Genomic DNA, 24,749 nt, shown 5'->3' with positions numbered 1-24,749 from the left:
GGCTGCTGCGCAGCCCATCGGGGATAAATCCCCTCGCCACAATGTCCCTCAGCAGCCGGTTACGCCTGGTGACTGATCCGCCCATCCACCAAGGTGTAACGCACCACACCCGGCAGGGTGTGCCCAAGGAACGGGCAGTTCTCGCCCTTCGACAGCCAGCCTTCGCCGGCCACGGTGGACGCCTTCGGGTCGAACAGCACGATATCCGCCGCACCGCCTACCGCCAGTTTGCCCGCCGGCAGACGCAGTGCATCCGCAGGCCCGGCACTCAGGCGCGCCAGCAGGGTCGGCAGATCCAGTAAACCATCCTCAACCAGCGTCATCGCCAGCGGCAGCAGCAATTCCACACTGCTGATGCCCGGCTCGGTCGCGCCGAACGGTGCCAGTTTGGCGTCGCGCTCATGTGGTTGGTGATGGCTGGAAATCGCCGAAATCACCCCGGACTTCACCGCTTCACGCAGGCCGTCGCGGTCGGCGCGGGTGCGCAGCGGCGGTTGCACGTGATACAGGCTGCTGAAGTCGATCAGCGCTTCATCGGTGAGGATCAACTGATACAGAGCGACATCGGCGGTGACCTTCAAACCACGGGCCTGCGCCTGAGCGATCAGGGCCACGCCGCGCGCGCTGGTCAGTTGGCTGAAGTGCGCGCGCACGCCGGTCTGCTCGACCAGCAGCAGATCGCGGGCCAAAGCCACGGTTTCCGCGGTTTCCGGAATCCCCGGCAGGCCGAGGAAACTGGCGACCGCGCCTTCATGGGCCAGACCGCCATCGGCCAGATCGTGATCCTGCGAATTGAAAATCACTGTCAGGTCGAAGGTCGCCGCGTATTCCAATGCCCGGCACAGGGTGCGGGTGTTGCGGAAACTCTCCAGACCATTGCCGAACGCCACACACCCGGCGTCGCGCAGCGCCACCAGCTCTGCAAGCTGTTCGCCGTCCAGCCCTTTGCTCAGCGCGCCGATCGGGAACACCTTGGTGTTGCCGGCTTCGCGGGCGCGGTCGAGGATCAGTTCGGCCACGGCCGAGGTGTCGAGTACAGGTTTGGTTTTCGGCGGGCAGCACAGGCTGGTCACGCCACCGGCCGCTGCGGCGCGGGTTTCGCTGGCGATCGTGCCTTTGCGGCTGTAGCCCGGCTCGCGCAGGGCCACGTTCAGGTCGACCAGGCCCGGTGCTGCAACCAGACCGCTGGCGTCGATGGTTTCCACTGCGGTGAAGCCGGCCGGTGCGGCGCCGAGGGCGACGATCTTGCAGGCTTCAACGTGAATGTCGGTGATTTGATCCAGGCCGCTGCTTGGATCGATGACGCGGGCGCCGAGAATGCTGAGCTTCACTGGGCGTTCTCCTGCTCGAATTGACGTTGCGCTGTTTGCCCGCTCATCGCCATCGACAGCACGGCCATGCGGATGGCGATGCCGTAGGTGACTTGATTGAGGATCACCGAGTGCGGGCCGTCGGCCACCGCGGACTCAATCTCTACCCCACGGTTGATCGGCCCTGGGTGCATGACGATGCAATCGGGCTTGGCCCCGGCCAGACGCGCGGTAGTCAGGCCGAACAGGCGGTAGAACTCGCCTTCGCTCGGTAGCAGGCCGCCGGTCATGCGCTCACGCTGCAGGCGCAGCATGATCACCACGTCGACGTCCTTCAGGCCTTCATTCATGTCGGTGTAGACCTTGACGCCGTACTGCTCGATGCCGATCGGCAGCAGAGTCTTCGGCGCGATCACGCGGATGTCCGGGCAGCCGAGGGTCTTCAGCGCGAGCATGTTCGAGCGCGCCACCCGCGAGTGCAGGATGTCGCCGACGATCGCCACCGAGAGGTTTTCGAAACCGCCCTTGTGCCGACGGATGGTGAGCATGTCGAGCATGCCCTGGGTCGGGTGCGCGTGACGGCCGTCGCCGCCGTTGATGATTGCCACCTGCGGGCAGACGTGTTCGGCGATGAAGTGTGCGGCGCCGGAATCACCGTGGCGCACGACGAACATGTCGGCGGCCATGGCTTCGAGGTTGCGCAGGGTGTCGAGCAGGGTTTCACCTTTACTGGCCGACGAGGTCGACACGTTCAGGGTGATCACGTCCGCCGACAGCCGCTGGGCCGCCAGTTCGAAGGTGGTGCGGGTGCGGGTGGAGTTTTCGAAGAACACGTTGCACACGGTCTTGCCGCGCAGCAACGGGACCTTCTTCACCGCCCGGGCACCGACTTCGAGGAACGAGTCGGCAGTGTCGAGGATTTCCGTCAGCAACTCGCGGCGCAGGCCGTCGAGCGAGAGGAAGTGGCGCAGCTGGCCCTGATCATTGAGCTGCAGCGGGCGCTTGGTATCTAGAGGCGTCATCGCGAGGGGGACTCTCAATAAGGGCGGGTTAGGAATTCAGGTCTTGCAGTTCGAGCGTCAGCGGCTCCGGGCCGGACAGCTTGACCCGCTCATTGGCGGCCAGCGACAGGGTCGCGCCGACCACGTTCGGGCGGATCGGCAGCTCGCCGGCGTCCAGGTCGAGCAGGCAGACCAGGGTCACGCTGGCCGGGCGGCCGTAGTCGAACAGTTCGTTCATGGCGGCGCGGATGGTGCGGCCGCTCATCAATACGTCATCGATCAGCACCAGGTGCTGGCCTTCGATCTCGAAGGGCAGGGCCGACGGGCGCACTTGCGGGTGCAGGCCGTTCTGGCTGAAGTCGTCGCGGTAGAAGGAAACATCCAGCGTGCCCAATGGCGCGTCGCTGGCCAATTCCTTGAGCAAGGCCTGCGCGACCCAGATGCCGCCAGTGCGGATGCCGATGTAACGCGGTTCGCTGATATCACGCTGTGCAAGGTGCGCCTTGAGGCGGGTCGCCATCTGGCTGATCAGATCGGCGGGATTGGGCAGGCTCATGGATGCTCCTTCGTGATTCCGAGCCGCGTCCTGCCGGACGTGGCTGGGTTTATAACCAAAAGAAAAGCGCCGAAGCGCTTGTCAGGATTCAAACAATGCAGTGTTTTCATCGAGCCAGCCCTGCAGCAGCAGAGCGGCGGCGATGGCGTCCACCGGGTTGTCGCGATAACTGCCTTTCTGCCCGCCACGCACCAGTCGCTCACCCTTGGCTTCAAAGGTGGTCAGGCGTTCGTCGTGGGTATAGAAGGGCACATTGAAACGGCCATTGAGACGGCGGGCGAATTTCTCCGCGCGCAGGCACATCTCGCTGGGCGTACCGTCCATGTTCAGCGGCAGGCCGACCACCACGGCGTCGGGTTTCCATTCCTTGAACAGCGCTTCGACCTGATTCCAGTCGGGTACGCCGTTCTGCGCTTTCAGGGTGCACAGCTCGTGGGCCTGGCCGGTAATCACCTGGCCGACCGCAACGCCGATCTGTTTGGTGCCGTAGTCGAAGCCGAGAATCAGGCGCAGGGCCATCAGGCGTGCCCCGCCTGACTGGTCAGCAGGCTGAGGTTGATCCCCAGATACCGTGCCGCTGCTTCCAGACGCAGCTCGCTGCTGGTGTTGAACAGGATGTCGGCGTCGTACGGGCAGGTCAGCCAGGCGTTGTCGGCCAGTTCGGCCTCCAGTTGCCCGGCTTCCCAACCGGCATAACCAAGGGTGATTACGCTTTTCGCCGGGCCTACGCCGTCGGCGATGGCGAACAGCACGTCCTGCGAGGTGGACAGCGCCAGATCACCGTCCAGTTCGACGGTGGCCTGAAAGGTCTTGCCCGCCGGGTGCAGGACGAAACCGCGATCGGTCTGCACCGGGCCACCAATGAAGATCGGCACATGCTGGCACAGCGCTGGCGGATCGATGTCCGGGCGCAATTGCTCGAGAATGTCAGCCAGATTCAGCTCTTGCGGTCGATTGACCACCAGCCCCATGGCGCCATTGGCCGTGTGCTCGACGATGTAGGTCAAGGTGTGGGCAAAGTTCGGGTCGGCCATGTGCGGCATGGCGATCAGGAAGTGATGCTTGAGGTAGCTGGGGCTGACGTTTTTCATGAGCGATAGTGTGGCGTTCAAGGGGCGAACTGACAAGCTGAGGATCAGAGAACAACGCAGATCCATTGTTGAAGCTGAACCTTTGTGGTGAGGGGATTTACCCCCGATGGGGCGCGAAGCGGCCCTGAATCCATTGACGTGATATGCCTGACATACCGCGCATGCTGGTTTTGCGACTGCTTCGCAGCCGATCGGGGATAAATCCCCTCACCACAAAAAACCTGTATGCCGGCGGTCAGTTACTGGAGAGCTTGTCGCCCCGGGCGAATTTCCAGGTGCGGATGATTTCCAGTCGGTCGATATCCGACAGATCGCCGGTAAACGGTGCAAACGGTGCCGCCAGCCGGACGATGCGCTGCGCCGCCTGATCCAGCAGCGGCTGGCCGGAGGACTCCAGCACCAGCACTTCATACAGCGAGCCATCGCGGTTGATCGAGACCATCAGCCGCAGGTTGCCGTAAATCTGCTTGCGCCGCGCTTCTTCCGGGTAATTGAGGTTGCCGATGCGCTCGACCTTCTTGCGCCAGTCATCCTTGTACCAGGCGCCCTTGTCGCGCATGGTCGAGGCCGCGCTCAAGCGGTGAATCCGCGGGCGCTTGGCGTACAACTGTTGTTCGTTGGCCAGTTCCGCTTCGAGGCTGGCGATGTCGCTGGACAGCTGCGAGCTGTCGAATGTCGGCGCGTTGACCGCGGGTTTGGTCTCGGTTTTGGTTTCTTCTTTCTTGGTCGGCGCCTTTTGCTGTTTCGGCGCCACGGTGGTCACCGCAGCCTTGGACGCGGCTTCGCGTACTTCCGGTTTGGCGGCCGGGGGCGGGGTGACCTTCTTGACCTGATTGTCCTGGAACGGCGCGACCTCGGTGGTCTTGGGAATCGCCTTCTTGTCGAGGGTGCCGCTGCCTTCCTGGTTTTCCTGAGCGAGGAAATCAGCCTTTTTCGGCTTGGTTTCGCTCTTGAAGGTGGCGAGGGTGATTTCCAGGGTTTTGCTGATCTGCTTGGGTTCGACCATGGTAAAGCCGACGCCGAGCAGCAGCGCCAAATGAATCAGCGCCGCGAGAAACAGGGTAAATCCGAGGCGATCGGCCGGGCGCACGCCACGGTGGGCGAGTTCTGCGGGCAGATCGGACGGGAGGGTCATGACAAGAAAACCAACATCGCGTTTTTCAGAGGCTGCGCATGATAACGCAATGTTGGTTTCGCGCCTTGGGCTTCACGCTTCAAGCGACAGGCTGCATGTGACACACGTCAAGCTTGCGGCTTTTTGCCGGCGGCTTGCAGCTTCTTGTCGATGGCATCCATCAGCATGCCGCCGATATCGGTACCGAAAGCGTTGTCGATCTCGCGGATGCAGGTCGGGCTGGTGACGTTGATTTCGGTGAGGTTTTCACCGATCACGTCCAGACCGACGAACAGCAGACCTTTCTCGCGCAGGGTCGGGCCGACCTGGGCGGCAATCCAGCGATCCTTGTCGGTCAACGGCCTTGCTTCACCACGACCACCGGCCGCGAGGTTGCCACGGGTTTCGCCTTGAGCCGGAATTCGCGCCAGGCAGTAATCCACCGGCTCGCCGTCGATCATCAGGATGCGTTTGTCGCCGTCCTTGATTGCCGGCAGGTAGGCCTGGCCCATGATCTGCTGATTGCCGAGGGCGGTCAGGGTTTCCAGAATCACCGACAGGTTCGGGTCGCCGACGCGGTGACGGAAAATCGAAGTGCCGCCCATGCCGTCCAGCGGCTTGAGGATCACATCGCCATGCTTGGCGGCGAATTCACGCAGCACATCGGCGCGGCGGCTGACCACGGTCGGCGGGGTGCACTGCGGGAACAGCGTGGCGAACAGTTTTTCGTTGCAGTCGCGCAGGCTCTGCGGCTTGTTGACCACCAGCACACCGGCGGTTTCGGCCTGTTCCAGCAAGTAGGTGGAGTAGACGAACTCCATGTCGAACGGCGGATCCTTGCGCATCAGGATCACGTCGAGGTCGCTCAGCAGGTTGTCCTGCTCGGCGTCCAGTTCGAACCATTTTTCCGGGTTGGCGAAGACTTTCAGCGGCTTCATGCGCGCCCGGGCCTGACCTTCGGCCTGATACAGGTCGCGCTGCTCCATGTAGAACAGTTCCCAGCCACGTTTCTGCGCGGCCAGCAGCATGGCCAGCGAGCTATCCTTTTTATAGGAAATGCTGGCGATAGGGTCCATGACAATCCCGACGCGAACGCTCATTGGGTTTTCCTCGAAAATTGGCTACCGGATCGGTATTGAAAAAGTGCCGCCAGAGTGGCGCTGGCAGGGTTTTCGGTCAAGGAAAAACCCGTCGATAGATTGCATCTGGAGACTGTGCTAAAAAGGCTGGCATAGCGTGCTGGCCCTTGAGCATCAAGGGTTTCCAGCCATTACTCATCGCAAAACGGACAATTTGATTCGCAAAGGCGACGGTAGAGCCCTCTTATGGAACAGCAGTCCAGCGCCTTGAAGGTCATGGTGATCGATGACTCGAAAACGATTCGTCGCACCGCCGAAACGCTGTTGAGAAATGTGGGCTGCGAAGTCATCACGGCCATCGACGGTTTCGACGCGTTGGCCAAGATCGCCGACCACCACCCCGGGATCATTTTTGTCGACATCATGATGCCGCGTCTGGATGGTTATCAGACCTGCGCTTTAATCAAGAACAACAGTGCGTTCAAGGCCACGCCGGTGATCATGCTGTCGTCGCGTGACGGGCTGTTCGACAAGGCCAAGGGGCGGATTGTCGGTTCTGATCAATTTTTGACCAAGCCTTTCAGCAAGGAAGAACTGCTCGACGCGATTCAGGCCCATGTTCCGGGCTTCGCCGCCGTTTTGCCGCAGTAAGACACGTACAGTGACGCTCGGCCAGCGGGCCGGGTGTCGACAAGAAAAATGGGGAAGACCATGGCACGTATCCTGATCGTCGATGATTCGCCGACTGAAATGTACAAACTCACCGGCATGCTGGAAAAGCACGGCCATGAAGTGCTCAAGGCCGAAAACGGCGCCGACGGCGTGGCCCTGGCCCGTCAGGAAAAACCCGACGCCGTGCTGATGGACATCGTCATGCCCGGCCTCAACGGCTTCCAGGCCACCCGGCAACTGACCAAGGATGCCGAGACCAGCCATATTCCGGTGATCATCATCACCACCAAGGATCAGGAAACCGACAAGGTCTGGGGCACGCGCCAGGGCGCGAAGGATTACCTGACCAAACCGGTCGAAGAAGACATGCTGATCAAGACCCTGAACAACGTGCTGGCCGGTTGATCGCGCGGCCATGAACCAGTCGCTGACCGCGTTCGAGCTGCTGTGGCAGATCGACCAGCGCTGCCGTCTGCTGGCGGCGGACCTGCCGTCGCAGCCCGGCCGTCAGGATCGCTGGAGCGGCATCGGCTTTCGCCTCGGCGAGCACTGGTACGTGACGCCGATGGGCGAAGTCAGCGAAGTGCTGCACGAACCGCGCTGCACTCAGTTGCCCGGGGTCAAGCCGTGGGTCAAAGGGGTGGCTAACCTGCGTGGGCGCTTGCTGCCGATCATGGACCTGTGCGGCTTTTTCGGTCACGAGCTGTCGCCGTTGCGCAAACAGCGGCGTGTGTTGGTGGTGGAGCACAACGATGTGTTCGCCGGGTTGCTGGTGGATGAGGTGTTCGGTCTGCAGCACTTCGAGCAGGACAGCTTCGAACCGATCTCGATCAGCAAACGCCAGGGTTCCAAGGCCGAGTTCGTCAAAGGCTATTTCCGGCGTGAGCAGAACTGGCGGGTGTTCAGCCTGTTTGCGCTGGCCAAATCGCCGGTGTTCATGAGCGTCGCGATATAACAGATTCAACACTGTCCCCTGTGGGAGCGAGCCTGCTCGCGAAGAGGGCGTGTCAGGCAAGATAAATATTGGCTGACCCGACGCTTTCGCGAGCAGGCTCGCTCCCACAGGGATTGCAGCAGGCCTCAAAGATGTGGGTTAAGGGCGAGGACCGATGACAAAGGCAAAAACAGGCAAGTCGGCGGAAGGGTCGCGCAGTCGCTCGCAGATCATCGTGCTGTTCATCGCACTGATCGTGTTCATCATGCTGCTGTTCGCCAACTTCGCCTACCTCAACACCCAGGCCAACTACGACAAGCAGTACATCGGCCACGCCGGTGAGCTGCGCGTGCTGTCGCAACGCATCGCCAAGAACGCCACCGAGGCGGCTGCCGGGAAGTCGGCTGCGTTCAAGCTGCTGAGCGATGCGCGCAATGATTTTGCCCAGCGCTGGGGTTACCTGAAGAAGGGCGACCCGGCCACCGGCCTGCCACCCGCGCCGGCCACCGTGCGCCCGGAAATGCGCGCGGTGCAGCTGGATTGGGAACGCCTGCTGAAAAACACCGATGCGATTCTCTCCAGCGAGCAGACCGTGCTCTCGCTGCATCAAGTCGCCGCGACCCTGGCCGAAACCGTGCCGCAGTTGCAGATCGAATACGAAAAAGTCGTCGAGATTCTTCTGCAACGCGGCGCGCCAGCCGCCCAAGTGGCGATGGCCCAGCGCCAATCGCTGCTGGCCGAACGCATTCTCGGCGCGGTCAACACCGTGCTCGCTGGCGACGAGAATTCGCAGCAGGCTGCCGATGCGTTTGGCCGCGACGCCACCCGTTTCGGCCAAGTCCTCAACGGCATGTTGCAGGGCAACCCGACCCTGAAAATCAGCCAAGTCGAAGACCGTGATGCCCGTGCGCGGCTGAGTGAAATCTCCGAGCTGTTCCAGTTCGTCTCCGGCTCGGTGGACGAAATCCTCGAAACCTCGCCGGAGCTGTTCAAGGTCCGGGAGTCGGCGAGCAATATCTTCAGCCTGTCGCAGACCCTGCTCGACGAAGCCTCGCACCTCGCCAGCGGTTTCGAAAACCTTGCCGGCGGGCGCAACACCGACACCATTGGCGGCTACGTGCTGGGCTTGCTGGCGCTGGCCTCGATCATCCTGATCGGCATGGTCATGGTTCGTGAAACCAACCGCCAGTTGCGCGAGACCGCCGAGAAGAACGAACGCAATCAGAACGCGATCATGCGCCTGCTCGATGAGATCGAAGACCTCGCCGACGGTGACCTGACCGTGACCGCCTCGGTGACCGAAGACTTCACCGGGACCATCGCCGATTCGATCAACTACTCGGTCGACCAACTGCGCGATCTGGTCGCCACCATCAACCTCACCGCCGGCCAGGTCGCCGCCGCCGTGCAGGAAACCCAGGCCACCGCCATGCACCTGGCCCAGGCCTCGGAACATCAGGCGCAGCAGATTTCCGAAGCCTCGACCGCGATCAGCGATATGGCTCAGTCCATCGATCAGGTCTCGGCCAACGCCGCTGAATCATCGGCGGTGGCCGAGCGTTCGGTGGAAATCGCCAACAAGGGCAATGAGGTGGTGCACAACACCATCCACGGCATGGACAACATCCGCGAACAGATTCAGGACACCGCCAAACGCATCAAGCGTCTGGGCGAGTCGTCGCAGGAAATCGGCGACATCGTCAGCCTGATCGACGACATTGCCGACCAGACCAACATCCTCGCGCTCAACGCGGCGATTCAGGCTTCGATGGCCGGGGATGCCGGGCGCGGCTTTGCCGTGGTCGCCGACGAAGTGCAGCGGTTGGCCGAACGTTCGTCCGCCGCCACCCGGCAGATCGAAACCCTGGTGCGGGCGATTCAGACCGACACCAACGAAGCGGTGATTTCCATGGAACAGACCACCACCGAAGTGGTGCGCGGCGCGCGACTGGCGCAGGATGCCGGTGTGGCTCTGGAAGAAATCGAAGGTGTATCGAAAACCCTCGCCGCGCTGATTCAAAGCATCTCCAACGCGGCGCAGCAGCAGACCTCGTCGGCCGGTCAGATCTCGCTGACGATGAACGTGATTCAGCAGATCACCACGCAGACCTCGTCCGGCTCCACCGCCACCGCCGAGAGCATCGGCAATCTGGCGAAAATGGCCAGTCAGCTGCGCCGTTCGGTATCCGGTTTCACCTTGCCGTCGGCGTCCGCGACGGACAAGGCGTGAGTGGAGTGGTTATGGGTGACCGGCACGACTACGTGGCCCTCGAATGGGTCAAGGGTGAAATTGCCGAAACGCTGAAACAGGCGCATCAGGCGATTGAAACCGTGCTCGATGACCCGCAGGCCACGCCGGGGCTGGATGAGTGTCTGGCCTATATCCATCAGGTGCACGGCAGTTTGCAGATGGTTGAGTTCTACGGCGCGGCGTTGCTCGCCGAAGAAATGGAGCATCTGGTCGAAGCCTTGCAGCAGGGGCGCGTCGCCCATCGCGATGAAGCCCTGCACTTGCTGCTGCAAGCCCTCGGGCAATTGCCGATTTACCTCGATCGCGTGCAGAGCGCCCGCCGCGACTTGCCGCTGGTGGTGCTGCCGCTGATCAACGATCTGCGCAGTGCGCGCGGCGACAGCCTGCTCTCGGAAACCAGCCTGTTCAGCCCGCCACTGCCGGACTTGCCGCCGTTGAGCGCAGAAGCCTTGGCCGCGCTCGAGCCGGCCGAGTGGCCCAACGTGCTGCGCAAGTTGCGCCAGATGCTGCAAATGGCGCTGGTCGGGTTGCTGCGCGAGCAGGATGACCAGACCCACCTCGAATACCTGGCGAAAGTCTTCCAGCGCCTCGAAGCGCTCAGCGCCAATGCGCCGTTGAGCCCGCTGTGGCAGGTCGCATCCGCGCTGGTCGAAGGCATGCGCGAAGGCGCCATTGCCAACAGTCCGGCGTTGCGCAGCCTGTTCAAGGACGCCGACAAGGAACTCAAGCGCCTGCTCGAACAAGGCCCGCGCGGCCTCAATCAGCCGCCCCCGCCGGAGTTGCTGAAAAGCCTGCTGTTCTATATTGCCAAAGCCGAACATCCCACCGGGCAGATGCTGACCATGAAAGATCGCTACTCCCTGGACGACGCGTTGCCCGACAGCGCGATGGTCGACGAAGAACGCGCGCGTCTGGCCGGCCCCGACCGCGATGCGATGCGCTCGGTGCTGGCGGCGCTGTGCGAAGAATTGGTGCGGGTCAAGGAACGCCTCGACCTGTTCGTCCGTAGCGACCGTCAGCACACCTCCGATCTGGAGAGTCTGCTGGCGCCGCTGCGGCAGATCGCCGACACCCTCGCGGTGCTCGGTTTCGGCCAGCCGCGCAAAGTCATCATCGATCAACTGGCGGTGGTGCTCAGCCTCGCTCAGGGCCAGCGCGAACCGAATGACGCGACCCTGATGGACGTTGCCGGCGCGCTGCTTTACGTCGAAGCCAACCTCGCCGGAATGGTCGGCACCGTCGAGCCGGAAAGCCCCGAAGACGCGCGCCTGCCGACCACCGACCTGACGCAGATCCATCAGATCGTGATCAAGGAAGCACGCATCTGCCTGCAACAGGCCAAGGACATGATCGTCGATTACATCGACGCCGACTGGGATCGCCAGCAACTGCAACCGTTGCCGGAGTTGCTGACCCAGGTGCGCGGCGCGCTGGCGATGATTCCGCTGAGCCGGGCGGCGAGTCTGGTCGAGGCCTGCAACAGCTTCATCCGCGAACACCTGCTGCTCGATCCGCATCAGCCGGGCTGGCAGCAACTGGATAATCTGGCCGACGTCATCACCAGCCTCGAGTATTACCTCGAACGCCTGAGCGACGACCCGCAGGCGCCGAATGAGCAACTGCTGGATGTCGCACAGAAGAGCCTCGCCAGCCTCGGTTTCTTTCCACACGAACAGCACGTGCCGCTGCTCGACGACGTGCTCAGCCCCAGCGAAGCGCTGGTGATGCAGGATCTGCAGGCGCTGGACGATCCGCAGACCGTGCAGTCGCTGGCGGAGGTGCTGGCCAGTCCGGTATCGGCAGTCAACCCGCCGGCCTTGATCACCCCCGGCAGCCTGATGCCACCGCCGCTCGATGAAGCACCGGTGGACGATGAACTGCGCGAAGTGTTCCTCGAAGAGACCGACGAGGTGCTTGAGGTTCTGCACGAATACCTGCCGCGCTGGACGGCTGACACTCATGACCGCGCCGCCCTGACCGAGCTGCGCCGCGCCTTTCACACCTTGAAGGGCAGCGGGCGCATGGTGCGCGCGTTGATCCTTGGCGAACTGGCCTGGGCGGTGGAAAACCTGCTCAACCGCGTGTTGGAGCACAGCGTCGAACCCGGCGCGCAGGTGCAGCAGTTGCTCACCGACACGGTGTTGTTGCTGCCGGAACTGATCAGCGAATTCGCCACTCAGCGCCAGCGGCAGCGCAGCGATGTCGATCAACTGGCGGCCCGCGCGCATGCGCTGGCCAAAGGCGTCGAGCCGCTGGCGGCCGAAGACGTCGACGACGTGGCGGCTCTCGACCCGCTGTTGCTGGAGATCTTTCGCAACGAGGCCGAAACCCACCTCGCCAGCCTCAACCGCTTCCTCGATCAGGCCGCCGAACATGTGCCGCTGCCGGCCAGCGACGAATTGCAGCGCGCCTTGCACACGCTCAAGGGCAGTGCGTCGATGGCCGGCGTATTGCCGATTGCCGAACTGGCGGCGGCGCTGGATAAACTGGCGCGCGAGTTCAAGGCGCATCAGTTGCCACTGGATCTGGATGAAGTGGAATTGCTCCTCGAAGCCGAAGGTCTGTTCCGCGTCGGTTTGCGCCAGCTCAAGCACGATCCGCTGGCGCCGATTGTCGGTGCGCAGTCGCTGATCAAACGCACCGAAACGCTGCTGGCCGAACGTCTGGAAGCGATCCTTAACGCGCCGACCACCGGCCTGCGGATCAAGCGCGATCCGCAACTGATCAACAACTTCCTCGCCCAGGGCATGGACATCCTGCTCGACGCCGAAAGCCTGTTGCAACGCTGGCAGCAACACCCCGGCGAGCGTCAGGAGCTCAGCGCGCTGCTCGATGAACTGACCACCCTCGGCGAAGGCGCACACCTCGCCGACCTGCTGCCGGTGGACGTGCTCTGCGAAGCCTTGCTCGACCTCTATGGCGCCGTCGAAGAAAGCAGCCTGGCGGTCAGCGACAGGTTTTTCCACGAAGCGCAGAACGCCCATGAAGCGCTGATCAACATGCTCGACGAATTGGCCGCCGGCCAGGAAGTCACCCCGCAGCCGCAGCGCATTCGTGCCCTGCACGAGCTGCTCGATGAAAGCCTCGATCCGACCGCCATGGGGCTGATTCGCAGCGACGGCAGCAGGACCTTGAGCATCAGCGAACTGGGCGCCGCGACTGCCGAACTCGCCCACGCCAATGCCGAGACCGCACCGGACGACGAGATCGTCGAGATCTTTCTCGAAGAAGCGGTGGACATTCTCGACAGTGCCGGACAAGCCTTGCAGCGCTGGTTGAGCGACCCGGACAACGCTGCGCCGCTGTCGTCGTTGCAGCGCGATCTGCACACCCTCAAGGGTGGCGCGCGGATGGCCGAGGTCGATGCCATCGGCGATCTGGCCCATGAGCTGGAAAGTCTCTACGAAGGTCTGGTAGATCGTCGCCACAGCTACAGTGAGCTGCTCGGACGCTTGCTGCACAAGAGCCACGACCGCTTGGCCCAGTTGCTTGAACAGTTGCACAACCATCAGCCACTGACCCCGGCGCAAGACTTGATCGAAGCGATCCGCCAATTCCGTCAGGGCCAGTCCGGCAGTGCCGAAACGGCGCAGCCGACGGCTGTACCCGACAGCGCGGCGCATGATCCGGAACTGCTGGAAATCTTCCTCGAAGAAGGTTTCGACATCATCGAAAGCTCCGGCGCGGCGTTGTTGCGCTGGCAGGCCGAGCCGGGCAATCGGCAGGAAGTGGAAACCCTGCTGCGCGATCTGCACACCCTCAAGGGCGGCGCGCGGATGGTCGAGATCGGCCCGATCGGCGACCTCGCCCATGAGCTCGAATACCTTTACGAAAGCCTCGCCACCGGCGTGCTGCAACCGTCCGCCGAACTGTTCGCGCTGGTGCAGCGCGGGCATGACCGCCTGGCGCAAATGCTCGATGGCGTGCGCGCCGGGCAGCCATGCCCGCCGGCGGATCGGCTGATCAACGCGATCCAGAATTTCAGCCACCCGGCGACTCCTGACACACCGTCGCCGTTGCCGATTCCGACCAAGACCGAGCCTGCAGCACCCGCCGCTGATGCCGGCGCGGACATGGTCAAGGTCTCCGCCGAACTGCTCGATGACTTGGTCAATCTGGCCGGGGAAACCTCGATTTTCCGTGGGCGTATCGAGCAGCAAGTCAGCGATGCACAAACCGCGCTGAACGAGATGGAAACCACGATCGAACGCATGCGCGATCAGTTGCGCCGGCTCGACACCGAAACCCAGGGGCGGATCCTCAGCCGTCAGCAAGTCGATGCCGAGCGCCTCGGTTACGAAGAGTTCGATCCGCTGGAAATGGATCGGCATTCGCAGTTGCAGCAACTGTCGCGGGCGCTGTTCGAATCCGCCTCCGACCTGCTCGATCTCAAGGAAACCCTTGACCGCCGCAACCACGACGCCGAGAACCTGTTGCAGCAACAGGGGCGGATCAATACCGAATTGCAGGAAGGCCTGATGCGCACGCGCATGGTGCCGTTCGAACGCATGCTGCCGCGCCTGAAACGTATCGTGCGGCAGGTCGCCGAAGAGCTGAACAAAGACGTCGCGTTCATCATCGGCAACGCCGAAGGCGAGATGGATCGCAACGTGCTGGAGCGCATGGCCGCGCCGCTGGAGCACATGCTGCGCAACGCCGTCGACCATGGTCTGGAGTCGGCCGAAGTGCGGCTGGCGGCGGGCAAACCGGCGCAGGGCACGATCACCCTGGACCTGACCCGCGAGGGTGGCGACATCGTTTTCGATATTCGCGACGACGGCGCCGGGGTGCCGCTGGAAGCGGTGCGGCGCAAGGCGATCAAGCGCGGCCTGCTGGCACCGGACGCCGAACTCAGCGACCGCGACGTGCTGCAATTCATCCTGCAGCCGGGGTTCTCCACGGCGGAAAAGATCACCCAGATTTCCGGGCGCGGCGTCGGCATGGACGTGGTTCATGAGGAAGTCCGGCAGCTCGGCGGCACCATGAGCATCGACTCGGTGCCGGGGCAGGGCGTGCACTTCCGCATTCGTCTGCCGTTCACCGTGTCGGTCAACCGCGCGCTGATGGTGCAATGCGGCGAGGATCAATACGCGATTCCGCTGAACACCATCGAAGGCATCGTCCGCGTCCTGCCGAATGATCTGGAAGGGCACTTCCGTAACGATCCACCGAGCTACCACTACGCCGGCCAGCGCTATGAGTTGTGCTACCTGGGCGAGCTGCTGAAAACCGCGCCGCGCCCGAAACTGCTCGGCCAGAGCCTGCCGTTGCCGGTGCTTCTGGTGCAGTGCAATGACCGGCACATCGCGGTGCAGGTCGATGCGATGGCTGGCACCCGCGAGATCGTGGTCAAGAGCCTCGGCCCGCAGTTCGCGGCAGTGCAGGGCGTGTCCGGGGCGACGATTCTTGGCGATGGCCGGGTGGTGCTGATTCTTGATCTACTCGCACCGATCCGCGCGATGCAGGCGCGGGTTGCACAGCGTCCGGCGCAGGCGGAAATCGACAGCGAACCGCAGAAGCCACTGCTGGTGCTGGTGGTCGATGACTCGGTGACCGTGCGCAAGGTCACCAGCCGTTTGCTCGAACGCCACGGCATGAGCGTACTGACCGCCAAGGACGGTGTCGACGCGATGTTGCTGCTCGAAGAGCACATGCCCGACCTGATGCTGCTCGACATCGAAATGCCGCGCATGGACGGCTTCGAAGTCGCCACCCAAGTGCGCCACGATGAACGCCTGCAACACCTGCCGATCATCATGATCACCTCGCGCACCGGGCAGAAGCACCGCGACCGCGCGATGGCCATCGGCGTCAACGACTACCTCGGCAAGCCGTATCAGGAATCGGTGCTGCTCGAAAGCATTGCCCACTGGAGCAAGAAACATGCATGAGCGCCGCCACAACGCGCGCACCAGCCAACTCACCGGCCTGCTGCTGCCATTGGCCGACCGCAACCTGATCCTGCCCAACGTCGCCGTGGCCGAGCTGATCGACTACCAGGCCAGCGCCTTCGATCTGGACACACCGCCGTGGTACCTGGGGCGAGTGAGCTGGCGTGAACGGCAGATTCCGCTGCTGAGTTTCGAGTCGGCCTGCGGGCAGAAAGTCGTCATCGGCGAACGCGCGCGGATCGTCATCCTCAACGCCCTCGGCGGCTTGCCACAGCTGAAGTTCATTGCGCTGCTGGTGCAGGGGATACCGCGTTCGTACAAGCTCGACAGTCAGTTGAGTTATGTCGATGTGCCGTTGTGTGCGCTGGAGCAGGCGGCGGTGCAGGTCGGGGAGCAGGTGGCCAAGGTGCCGGATTTGTTGGGGTTGGAGCAGTTGTTGGTGGAGGCAGGGCTGGTTCACTGATCCAGCCTTTGTGCTGCTCTGACTGGCCTCTTCGCGAGCAGGCTCACTCCTACAATTGGAATGCGTTCCTCCTGTAGGAGTGAGCCTGCTCGCGATAGCGCCTGCGGCATCACCCAAAATCTGAGAGACAAATCTCAATCCCTTCAGTGCAATAAACACTATTCAGCATGGTTGTTTAAAAACACTCAGTGTTACGCCTCACCAGCCTACAAATCCTTGCGCCGCTGCCTACGCATGCACCAGAATCCGCCGGCTTGTGCGCCCTCGGCAGGCTGCGTAACTTGATTGCGTCACTGATTCCCAGTGATCGGGTTTAGCAGCCCGGCTTCGTTTTATTCCGGTCGTACAAGTCTCATCCGGTCAGGCATTCGCCTGCGCTTGATGGTGGCTGTGTGCATGGCACCTTCGGGTGCGCCGGGTTCCGGAATGACCGGTCTGCTAACTTGCGCACAGCCGCCACCCTACCGTTTAGCAGCGAGATGGTGCGGCCTCACAGAGGTACATTCCGATGTTCAAAGTAACACCTAACCCGCCGGTCACCGACACGGCATCCCCCTACGAAGCCCCCGAATCAAAGAAATTCCACGAAGCCGCCGAACGCGCCCTCGACCATTACCTCGGCCCGCCAAAACCCGACCTCATGGCCACGCCCTACACCCCCAACACGCTGTACATGGCCAACCCCGACGCCGACAGCGAATCCCTGCTGGCCGACGCCAGCGAATCCCTTGGCTCCGCTACGGTCATGCTCAACAACCATGCGGCGCTGGTGCAAGGCACGCACCGCAAGACGCTGCAGGGCATTGCTCAGGTGGTGATGGTGGCGGAGATGGCGGTCAATCGGGTGTTGGACAAATTGGTGCCCACGGACTGATTGATGCGGTGTTCCGACTGGCCTCTTCGCGAGCAGGCTCGCTCCCACATTGGATCTTCAGTGATCCGGGATTTTGAGCACGACACAGAACCCCTGTGGGAGCGAGCCTGCTCGCGAATGCGGCAGTGAACGTTACGCTCAGCGTAATGATTCACCACCGCGCTTGATTGATGCCCCCACCCCACACGCCTACCTTAGCTCCACGACAGCGAACCCCGTGGAGTGAGCATGACAACAACAATTTCCCCCGACTCGCGCTGGACGCGGCGGCGTGACGAGAAGCAGCGGCGTCTCGACAAGGTGCGCGGGCTGGCCGACGGTGTGGTGTTGCCCAGCGACAAGATCGTCGCCGCGCTTGAAGCGTTGATCCATCCCGGCGACCGGGTGGTGCTGGAAGGCAACAACCAGAAGCAGGCGGATTTCCTTTCCCGTTCGCTCGCCAAGGCTGACCCGGCCAAGCTGCATGATCTGCACATGATCATGCCCAGCGTCGGTCGCTCCGAGCACCTTGATCTGTTCGAACGCGGCATCGCCCACAAGCTCGATTTCTCCTTCGCCGGCACCCAAAGCCTGCGCATCAGCCAGTTGCTTGAAGACGGCCTGCTGGAAGTCGGCGCGATTCACACTTACATCGAACTCTACGCGCGGCTGGTGGTGGACCTGATCCCCAATGTCGTGCTCTCGGCCGGGTTCATGGCCGACCGCGCCGGCAACATCTACACCGGCCCCAGCACTGAAGACACCCCGGCACTGATCGAACCGGCCGCGTTCAGCGACGGCATCGTCATTGTCCAGGTCAACCAGTTGGTCGACGACGTCAGCGAACTGCCGCGCGTCGACATCCCGGCGTCATGGGTCGATTTCGTCGTGGTGGCCGACAAGCCGTTCTATATCGAACCGCTGTTCACCCGCGACCCACGGCACATCAAACCGGTGCACGTGTTGATGGCGATGATGGCGATTCGCGGGATCTACGAAAAACACAACGTGCAGTCGCTGAACCACGGCATCGGTTTCAACACCGCTGCCATTGAGTTGATCCTGCCGACCTACGGCGAATCCCTCGGCCTCAAAGGCAAGATCTGCCGCAACTGGACGCTCAACCCGCACCCGACCCTGATCCCGGCGATCGAGAGCGGTTGGGTCGAGAGCGTGCATTGCTTCGGCACCGAACTGGGCATGGAAAACTACATCGCCGCGCGCCCGGACGTGTTCTTCACCGGGCGCGACGGCTCGCTGCGTTCCAACCGGATGTTCTGCCAACTCGCCGGGCAGTATGCGGTGGATCTGTTTATCGGCGCGACGTTGCAGGTCGATGGCGACGGCCATTCCTCGACCGTGACCCGTGGTCGCCTCGCCGGTTTCGGCGGTGCGCCGAACATGGGCCACGACCCGCGCGGTCGCCGTCACGGCACCCCGGCTTGGCTCGACATGCGCCACGACGATTCACAGCAACCGATGCTCGAACGCGGCAAGAAACTTGTGGTGCAAATGGTCGAGACCTTTCAGGAGGGCGGCAAACCGACCTTCGTCGAAACCCTCGACGCGGTGGAAGTGGCGAAGAAAAGCGGTATGCCGCTGGCACCGATCATGATCTACGGCGACGACGTTACCCACCTGCTCACCGAAGAGGGCATCGCCTACCTGTACAAAGCGCGCTCGCTGGAAGAACGCCAAGCGATGATCGCTGCGGTTGCGGGCGTGACTGCCATCGGCCTGCGCCACAACCCGAAAGATACCGAACGCATGCGCCGCGAAGGCCTGATCGCCTTGCCCGAAGACCTCGGCATCCGCCGCACCGACGCCACCCGCGAACTGCTGGCGGCGAAAAGTGTGGCCGATCTGGTCGAGTGGTCCGGCGGCCTGTACAACCCGCCCGCCAAGTTCAGGAGCTGGTAATGCACGCACTCAACCTGCAAGCGAAACCCCTGAGCCTGAGCGAACGCCTGGCGGATCTGGCGGTGGATGCGCTGATCGACGAAGCCGATCTGTCGCCGAAACCGGCGCTGGTCGACCGGCGCGGCAATGGCGCGCACACCGATCTGCACTTGGGCCTGATGCACGCCTCGGCGTTGTCGTTGTGGCCGGCGTTCAAGGAAATGGCCGAGGCCGCCATCGCGATGGGCGAAGTCGGTTTGCCGTTACGCGAAGCGATTGGTCGCATCGGTCGCGAAGGCGAGCAAGCGATGCTCGCGACCACCAACGGGGTGAATACCCATCGCGGGGCCATTTGGGCACTGGGGTTACTGGTGACCGCCGCTGCACTCGAACCGAAATCCTGCAGTGCCAACGCCGTCACCTTGCGCGCCGCACGTCTGGCATTACTCGATGACCGCTACGCACCAAAACCGCTGAGCCACGGCGCACAAGTCGCCCTGCGTTACGGCGCACGCGGTGCCCGTGAGGAAGCGCAACTCGGCTTCCCGTCCGTGCTGCAACGTGGCCTGCCGCAACTCAAACGCAGCCGCGCCAGCGGCCACGGCGAACAGAACGCCCGGCTCGATGCGCTGCTGGCGATCATGACCGATCTGGCCGACACCTGCGTGCTCTACCGCGCCGGTGAACAGGGCCTGCACGCCATGCAACACGGCGCGCAAGCGGTGCTCGATGCTGGCGGCAGCGCCAGCCTCAGCGGGCGGCGGCGCCTGCACGAACTGGATCAACAACTCATTGCATTGAATGCCTCGCCCGGTGGCGCCGCCGACTTGCTCGCCGCCACGCTGCTGCTCGACCGTATCGAGCGCGACGGCATCCTTCAGGGAGCGTTTTGATGGAAACCTTATCCTTTGAATTCCCCGCCGGGCAGCCGCCACGCGGGCGGGCGCTGGTCGGTTGTGTCGGCTCGGGCGATCTGGAAGTGCTGATCGAACCGGGTCTGGCCGGCAAGCTGACGATCAATGTGCAGACCTCGGTCAACGGTGCGCAGCAGCGCTGGCAACATCTGTTTGCGCGGATGTTCGACGGCTCCACGCCACCGGCGATGGCCATCGATATCCACGATTTCGGCGCCACGCCGGGTGTGGTGCGGCTGCGTCTGGAACAAGGTTTCGAGGAGATCGGCCATGACTGACAGCGCAGCGCTGTTGCACAAGCACAGCTTCGTCGAGCTCGGTGCGCGGCATCGGGCGAAAGCCTTGCTCGATGCCGGGACCTTCCGTGAATTGCTCGACCCGTTTCAACGGGTCATGTCGCCGTGGCTCGAACGCCAGGGTGTGGTGCCGCAAGCCGATGACGGCGTGGTGATTGCCAAAGGCAGCCTCGACGGATTGCCGGTGGTGATCGCCGCCATCGAAGGCGCGTTTCAGGGCGGCAGCCTCGGCGAAGTCGGCGGGGCGAAGATTGCCGGCGCGCTGGAACTGGCCGCCGAAGACAACCGCAAAGGCATTCCGACGCGTGCGGTGTTGCTACTGGAAACCGGTGGCGTGCGTTTGCAGGAAGCCAACCTCGGGCTGGCGGCGATTGCCGATATTCATGCGGCGATTGTCGATTTGCAGCAGTACCAACCGGTGGTCGGCGTGGTCGCGGGCAGTGTTGGTTGTTTCGGTGGTATGTCGATTGCCGCTGCGCTGTGCAGCTATTTGCTGGTGACCCAGGAAGCACGCCTCGGCCTCAACGGCCCGCAGGTGATCGAACAGGAAGCCGGGATCGAGGAATACGACTCCCGCGACCGGCCCTTCATCTGGAGCCTGACCGGTGGGGAGCAGCGGTTCGCCAGTGGTCTGGTGGATCGTTATGTCGCCGATGATGTGGCACAGATTCGCCAGCAGGTGGGCGAGTTGTTGCAACAAGGCTTGCCAACCCAGTCACGCAGTCAGCGTGCCGATTGGTTTCTGCAACGCCTGAACCGTTTGGACACCGCCAAGCAAATCGAACCGTCGGTGGTTCGCGATCTGTATCAAGGAGAGCGCTCATGAGTGTTTATTCCGTGCGCGGTTTGAACTGGTTCAACGCCCTGAGCGCTGGTGCGAAAGCGGTCGAAGGTTTGCCGCCATCGTTGAAGGTCGCCGACGGCGAACTCGGGCGGTTTATCGCGGTGGTCGCTGACCCGGACAACCGTTTCCCACGGGCTCGCAACGGTGAAGTTGGCTTGCTCGAAGGCTGGGGTCTGGCCAAGGCTGTGGATGACGTGATCACGGCAGATCGCGACGAAGCGCAGAAGCGCCCGATCATCGCCATCGTCGATGTCCCGAGCCAGGCTTACGGTCGTCGCGAAGAAGCCCTCGGCATTCATCAGGCCCTGGCCGGTGCGGCGGACAGTTATGCCCGCGCCCGTTTGGCCGGGCATCCAGTGATTGCGCTGCTGGTGGGCAAGGCGATGTCCGGGGCGTTTCTTGCCCACGGTTATCAGGCCAACCGCTTGATTGCCCTGCGCGATCCCGGGGTGATGGTGCATGCGATGGGCAAGGCCTCGGCGGCGCGGGTGACCTTGCGCAGTGTCGAGGAACTGGAAGCACTGGCCGCCAGCGTGCCGCCAATGGCCTACGACATCGACAGCTATGCCAGCCTCGGATTGCTCTGGGAAACCCTCTCGGTGCAGCAGATCGAGCAGCCGACGGCGGAGGATCTGGCGCGGGTGATCGAGTGCCTGAAACAGGCCATCGGCGATATCGCCAGCACTGACTTGAGCAATCGTCTCGGCGCAAGAAATCGCCAAGCCTCCAGCCGCGTGCGCGAACTGTTGAGGGCGCAGTGGTGAACCTGCCACTGGCCCACGACCTGCTGTGGGGCATGACCCCGGCGCAGCTACCGGCGGATGCGCCGCAGTGGGCAATCGAGTCGTTGGCTACCGGGCAACCGGTGGTGGTGCGGCGGGCGGTGAGCGCTGAAGGATTGATCGCGGTGGGCGTGCGCGGTGTGTTGCGTGAGCAGCGGCTGGCGGCGTTCATGGCGCTTGAGGCGGTTGTGCGTCGGGTCAGTCCGGAGGCGCTGTGTCATGTCGATTGCGAGCGTGATTTACCGGTGATGCAGGCACTCAAACAACTGCGGCCGATGCTCGATGATTGCGGTTGGGTCTGGGGTGTCAGCGGCAGTGTCGGGTTTGAGTTGGCCAGTGATTTTACCGCGATGCACGCGGCCAGTGACCTCGATCTGATTCTGCGGACACCGCAACTGATCACGCGTAATCAGGCACGCAAACTGGTCGAGCGTTTCGATCAGGCTGTGTGCCGGGTGGACATGCAATTGCAGACGCCGTTCGGTGCAGTGGCTTTGCGCGAATGGGCCAGCGGTTCGGCTCGGGTGCTGCTGAAAAATCAGCATCAGGCCTGTCTGGTGGTTAATCCGTGGAACCCGCAGGAGCAGGCAGCGTGAGCAGTCTGTTGGTGTTCCCCGGTCAGGGCGCGCAGCAACCGGGCATGCTCCAGCATTTGTCTCGGGCAACCTTGACCGAGGCCAGCGATGTGCTCGGTGAAGATGTCGCGCTGCTCGATTCTGCCGATGCGTTACGCAGCACCCGGGCGGTTCAGCTGTGCCTGTTGATCGCCGGGGTCGCTGCTTCACGACAATTGCTGCAGGACGGACTCACGGCGGATTACGTCGCCGGCCTGTCCATCGGTGCGTACCCGGCAGCGGTGGTCGCCGGGGCCTTGAGCTTCAGCGATGCGCTGCATCTGGTCAGCCTGCGTGGCGAGTTGATGCAGCAGGCTTATCCACAGGGCTATGGCATGACCGCGATCATCGGTCTGCAATTATCCACCGTCGAAACGCTGCTGGCGCAGGTGCACAGCGCGGAGTCGCCGGTGTATCTGGCCAACATCAATGCCGATAACCAGGTGGTGATTGCCGGCAGCGACAAGGCCATGCAAGCGGTGGCGGAACTGGCGCGCAGTCGTGGCGCCGGTCTGGCGAAACGCCTGGCGGTGAGCGTGCCGTCGCACTGTCCGTTGCTGGATCAGCCTGCGCGAATCCTCGCCGAGGCCTTCGCCAAAGTGGAACTGCAAATCCCGAAAATCGCTTATCTGAGTGGCAGTCGCGCGCGTCCGCTGATCAAGCCTGATGCGTTGCGTGATGACCTCGCTTTCAACATGTGCCGCGTGGTGGACTGGCGCGGCACCGTGCAAAGCGCTTACGAGCGCGGTGTACGTTTACAAATCGAACTGCCGCCCGGTGCGGTGCTGACCGGTCTGGCGCGCCGGGTGTTTGAATCGGGCACGGTCACTGCCTTCGACAGTGCGCGTCTGGACACCTTGCAGGCGCTGTTGCGAGAGGAGGGTGGCCGCCGACCATAAACCGCCGCGACTCAGGCTTCGAACAACAAAAACAACATTCGACGATGCACTTTGAGGACTACAACAATGATTATTTACGGTGTGGCGCTGTTGGCGATCTGTACGCTGGCAGGGGTGATCATGGGCGACATGCTCGGCGTGTTGCTGGGCGTCAAATCCAACGTCGGCGGGGTCGGCATCGCCATGATCCTGTTGATCTGCGCGCGGTTGTGGATGCAGAAACGCGGCGGCATGACCAAGGATTGCGAGATGGGCGTCGGCTTCTGGGGCGCGATGTACATTCCGGTGGTGGTGGCGATGGCCGCGCAACAGAACGTTGTCACCGCCCTGCACGGCGGCCCGGTGGCGGTGCTGGCGGCCATCGGTTCGGTGCTGGTGTGTGGCTGCACGATTGCCTTGATCAGCCGCACCCATAAAGGCGAACCGTTGCCCGACGAACCGGTGGAAGTCACTCCGGTCGGCACCCCGGTAGGAGGTCGCTGACATGTGGGCACTCATTGAAAACGGTCTGGAACACAACGGCCTGATCACCGCGTTCGCTTTCGTCGGCGTGATCATGTGGGTCTCGGTGATTCTCTCGAAACGCCTGACCTTCGGGCGCATTCACGGCTCGGCGATTGCCATCGTCATCGGTCTGGTACTGGCCTGGGTCGGCGGCACCCTGACTGGCGGCCAGAAAGGCTTGGCGGATCTGACGCTGTTCTCCGGCATCGGCCTGATGGGCGGGGCGATGCTGCGTGATTTCGCGATCGTCGCCACGGCGTTCGAAGTGCAGGCGACCGAGGCGAAGAAGGCCGGGTTGATCGGCGTGATTGCGCTGTTGCTTGGTACGATCCTGCCGTTCATTGTTGGCGCGAGCATGGCCTGGGCCTTCGGTTATCGCGATGCGGTGAGCATGACCACCATCGGCGCGGGCGCGGTGACCTACATCGTCGGCCCGGTGACCGGTGCGGCGATTGGCGCGACGTCGGATGTGATGGCGCTGTCGATTGCCACCGGGTTGATCAAGGCGATTCTGGTGATGGTCGGCACGCCGGTCGCGGCGCGCTGGATGGGCCTGGATAACCCGCGTTCGGCGATGGTGTTCGGTGGTTTGGCCGGAACGGTGAGCGGGGTGACGGCGGGGTTGGCGGCGACGGATCGGCGGTTGGTGCCTTATGGGGCGTTGACGGCGACGTTTCACACCGGGCTTGGCTGTTTGCTCGGGCCTTCTCTGTTGTTCTTCATTGTTCGCGGGATTGTTGGTTAGGTCCGGAATTTGAGTTGTCTGGGCTGACGCTTTCGCG

The 24,749-nt window shown here is 62.9% G+C and carries 23 protein-coding genes; 16 read left to right on the top strand and 7 right to left on the bottom strand.

All coding sequences use genetic code 11. From position 1 onward, the window contains the following. Window positions 1–59: 59 nt before the first annotated feature. The 7 genes from ACOYXG_RS25135 to gshB form a co-directional block, all read right to left on the bottom strand. A complete protein-coding gene (locus tag ACOYXG_RS25135) occupies window positions 60–1,331 on the bottom strand; it encodes a dihydroorotase (RefSeq protein ID WP_336838926.1) in 1,272 nt (423 codons plus the stop codon). Further along, window positions 1,328–2,332: an aspartate carbamoyltransferase catalytic subunit gene (locus ACOYXG_RS25130; RefSeq protein ID WP_003229107.1), complete on the bottom strand. Its 1,005-nt coding sequence runs from the start codon at window positions 2,330–2,332 to the stop codon at window positions 1,328–1,330. The genes ACOYXG_RS25135 and ACOYXG_RS25130 overlap by 4 nt, the downstream gene beginning before the upstream one ends. A 28-nt stretch (window positions 2,333–2,360) precedes the next feature. Beyond that, entirely contained in the window at window positions 2,361–2,867 is a 507-nt protein-coding gene (pyrR, locus tag ACOYXG_RS25125) for a bifunctional pyr operon transcriptional regulator/uracil phosphoribosyltransferase PyrR (RefSeq protein ID WP_027610583.1), read from the bottom strand. An 81-nt stretch (window positions 2,868–2,948) separates the two neighbouring features. After that, window positions 2,949–3,386, bottom strand: coding sequence for a Holliday junction resolvase RuvX (ruvX, locus tag ACOYXG_RS25120; RefSeq protein ID WP_460354578.1), 438 nt, complete (start codon window positions 3,384–3,386; stop codon window positions 2,949–2,951). Beyond that, window positions 3,386–3,958, bottom strand: coding sequence for a YqgE/AlgH family protein (locus tag ACOYXG_RS25115; RefSeq protein WP_460354575.1), 573 nt, complete (start codon window positions 3,956–3,958; stop codon window positions 3,386–3,388). The genes ruvX and ACOYXG_RS25115 overlap by 1 nt, the downstream gene beginning before the upstream one ends. Window positions 3,959–4,193: 235 nt before the next feature. Further along, the gene (locus ACOYXG_RS25110) at window positions 4,194–5,093 is read right to left on the bottom strand and encodes an energy transducer TonB (RefSeq protein WP_460354572.1); all 900 of its coding nucleotides are present in this window, start codon (window positions 5,091–5,093) and stop codon (window positions 4,194–4,196) included. Between the two features lie 107 nt (window positions 5,094–5,200). After that, window positions 5,201–6,172 (bottom strand): glutathione synthase, encoded by a 972-nt coding sequence (gene gshB / locus ACOYXG_RS25105; protein ID WP_103369357.1) that lies wholly within the window; start codon window positions 6,170–6,172, stop codon window positions 5,201–5,203. A 225-nt stretch (window positions 6,173–6,397) separates the two neighbouring features. Between gshB and pilG the strand changes: the two genes are divergently transcribed. The 16 genes from pilG to madM all read left to right on the top strand — a co-directional run bounded on the left by pilG (window position 6,398) and on the right by madM (window position 24,712). After that, window positions 6,398–6,802: a twitching motility response regulator PilG gene (gene pilG, locus ACOYXG_RS25100; protein WP_097088976.1), complete on the top strand. Its 405-nt coding sequence runs from the start codon at window positions 6,398–6,400 to the stop codon at window positions 6,800–6,802. A 60-nt stretch (window positions 6,803–6,862) separates the two neighbouring features. Continuing rightward, the gene (gene pilH / locus ACOYXG_RS25095) at window positions 6,863–7,228 is read left to right on the top strand and encodes a twitching motility response regulator PilH (RefSeq protein ID WP_025109154.1); all 366 of its coding nucleotides are present in this window, start codon (window positions 6,863–6,865) and stop codon (window positions 7,226–7,228) included. A 10-nt stretch (window positions 7,229–7,238) separates the two neighbouring features. Continuing rightward, the gene (locus tag ACOYXG_RS25090; protein ID WP_007964098.1) at window positions 7,239–7,778 is read left to right on the top strand and encodes a chemotaxis protein CheW; all 540 of its coding nucleotides are present in this window, start codon (window positions 7,239–7,241) and stop codon (window positions 7,776–7,778) included. A 154-nt stretch (window positions 7,779–7,932) separates the two neighbouring features. Continuing rightward, window positions 7,933–9,987, top strand: coding sequence for a methyl-accepting chemotaxis protein (locus ACOYXG_RS25085; protein ID WP_027610585.1), 2,055 nt, complete (start codon window positions 7,933–7,935; stop codon window positions 9,985–9,987). An 11-nt stretch (window positions 9,988–9,998) separates the two neighbouring features. Continuing rightward, on the top strand, window positions 9,999–15,899 hold the full coding sequence (locus ACOYXG_RS25080; RefSeq protein WP_460354567.1) for a hybrid sensor histidine kinase/response regulator: 5,901 nt from the start codon (window positions 9,999–10,001) through the stop codon (window positions 15,897–15,899). Then, complete coding sequence (locus ACOYXG_RS25075; protein ID WP_096795755.1) at window positions 15,892–16,362, top strand: chemotaxis protein CheW; 471 nt, start codon at window positions 15,892–15,894, stop codon at window positions 16,360–16,362. The genes ACOYXG_RS25080 and ACOYXG_RS25075 overlap by 8 nt, the downstream gene beginning before the upstream one ends. A gap of 508 nt (window positions 16,363–16,870) precedes the next feature. Further along, complete coding sequence (locus ACOYXG_RS25070) at window positions 16,871–17,236, top strand: DUF6124 family protein (protein WP_027610588.1); 366 nt, start codon at window positions 16,871–16,873, stop codon at window positions 17,234–17,236. A 228-nt stretch (window positions 17,237–17,464) separates the two neighbouring features. Next, a complete protein-coding gene (mdcA, locus tag ACOYXG_RS25065) occupies window positions 17,465–19,135 on the top strand; it encodes a malonate decarboxylase subunit alpha (protein WP_460354563.1) in 1,671 nt (556 codons plus the stop codon). After that, entirely contained in the window at window positions 19,135–20,007 is an 873-nt protein-coding gene (locus tag ACOYXG_RS25060; RefSeq protein ID WP_460354561.1) for a triphosphoribosyl-dephospho-CoA synthase, read from the top strand. Before mdcA ends, ACOYXG_RS25060 begins: the two co-directional genes overlap by 1 nt. Next, complete coding sequence (locus ACOYXG_RS25055) at window positions 20,007–20,306, top strand: malonate decarboxylase subunit delta (protein ID WP_007964081.1); 300 nt, start codon at window positions 20,007–20,009, stop codon at window positions 20,304–20,306. The genes ACOYXG_RS25060 and ACOYXG_RS25055 overlap by 1 nt, the downstream gene beginning before the upstream one ends. Then, window positions 20,299–21,150 (top strand): biotin-independent malonate decarboxylase subunit beta, encoded by an 852-nt coding sequence (locus ACOYXG_RS25050; RefSeq protein WP_460354559.1) that lies wholly within the window; start codon window positions 20,299–20,301, stop codon window positions 21,148–21,150. The genes ACOYXG_RS25055 and ACOYXG_RS25050 overlap by 8 nt, the downstream gene beginning before the upstream one ends. After that, window positions 21,147–21,932 (top strand): biotin-independent malonate decarboxylase subunit gamma, encoded by a 786-nt coding sequence (gene mdcE, locus ACOYXG_RS25045; protein ID WP_460354557.1) that lies wholly within the window; start codon window positions 21,147–21,149, stop codon window positions 21,930–21,932. Before ACOYXG_RS25050 ends, mdcE begins: the two co-directional genes overlap by 4 nt. Further along, complete coding sequence (locus ACOYXG_RS25040; protein WP_460354554.1) at window positions 21,926–22,546, top strand: malonate decarboxylase holo-ACP synthase; 621 nt, start codon at window positions 21,926–21,928, stop codon at window positions 22,544–22,546. Before mdcE ends, ACOYXG_RS25040 begins: the two co-directional genes overlap by 7 nt. Next, on the top strand, window positions 22,543–23,463 hold the full coding sequence (gene mdcH / locus ACOYXG_RS25035; RefSeq protein WP_115988711.1) for a malonate decarboxylase subunit epsilon: 921 nt from the start codon (window positions 22,543–22,545) through the stop codon (window positions 23,461–23,463). The genes ACOYXG_RS25040 and mdcH overlap by 4 nt, the downstream gene beginning before the upstream one ends. 66 nt (window positions 23,464–23,529) lie before the next feature. Next, the gene (madL, locus tag ACOYXG_RS25030) at window positions 23,530–23,946 is read left to right on the top strand and encodes a malonate transporter subunit MadL (protein ID WP_027610595.1); all 417 of its coding nucleotides are present in this window, start codon (window positions 23,530–23,532) and stop codon (window positions 23,944–23,946) included. A gap of 1 nt (window position 23,947) precedes the next feature. Next, the gene (gene madM / locus ACOYXG_RS25025) at window positions 23,948–24,712 is read left to right on the top strand and encodes a malonate transporter subunit MadM (RefSeq protein WP_027610596.1); all 765 of its coding nucleotides are present in this window, start codon (window positions 23,948–23,950) and stop codon (window positions 24,710–24,712) included. Window positions 24,713–24,749: the final 37 nt, after the last annotated feature.

The sequence above is a fragment of the Pseudomonas sp. G3-39 genome (assembly GCF_054790485.1).
The sequence above is the reverse complement of the archived record's forward strand: the minus strand, read 5'-3'. Positions and strand labels throughout refer to the sequence as shown.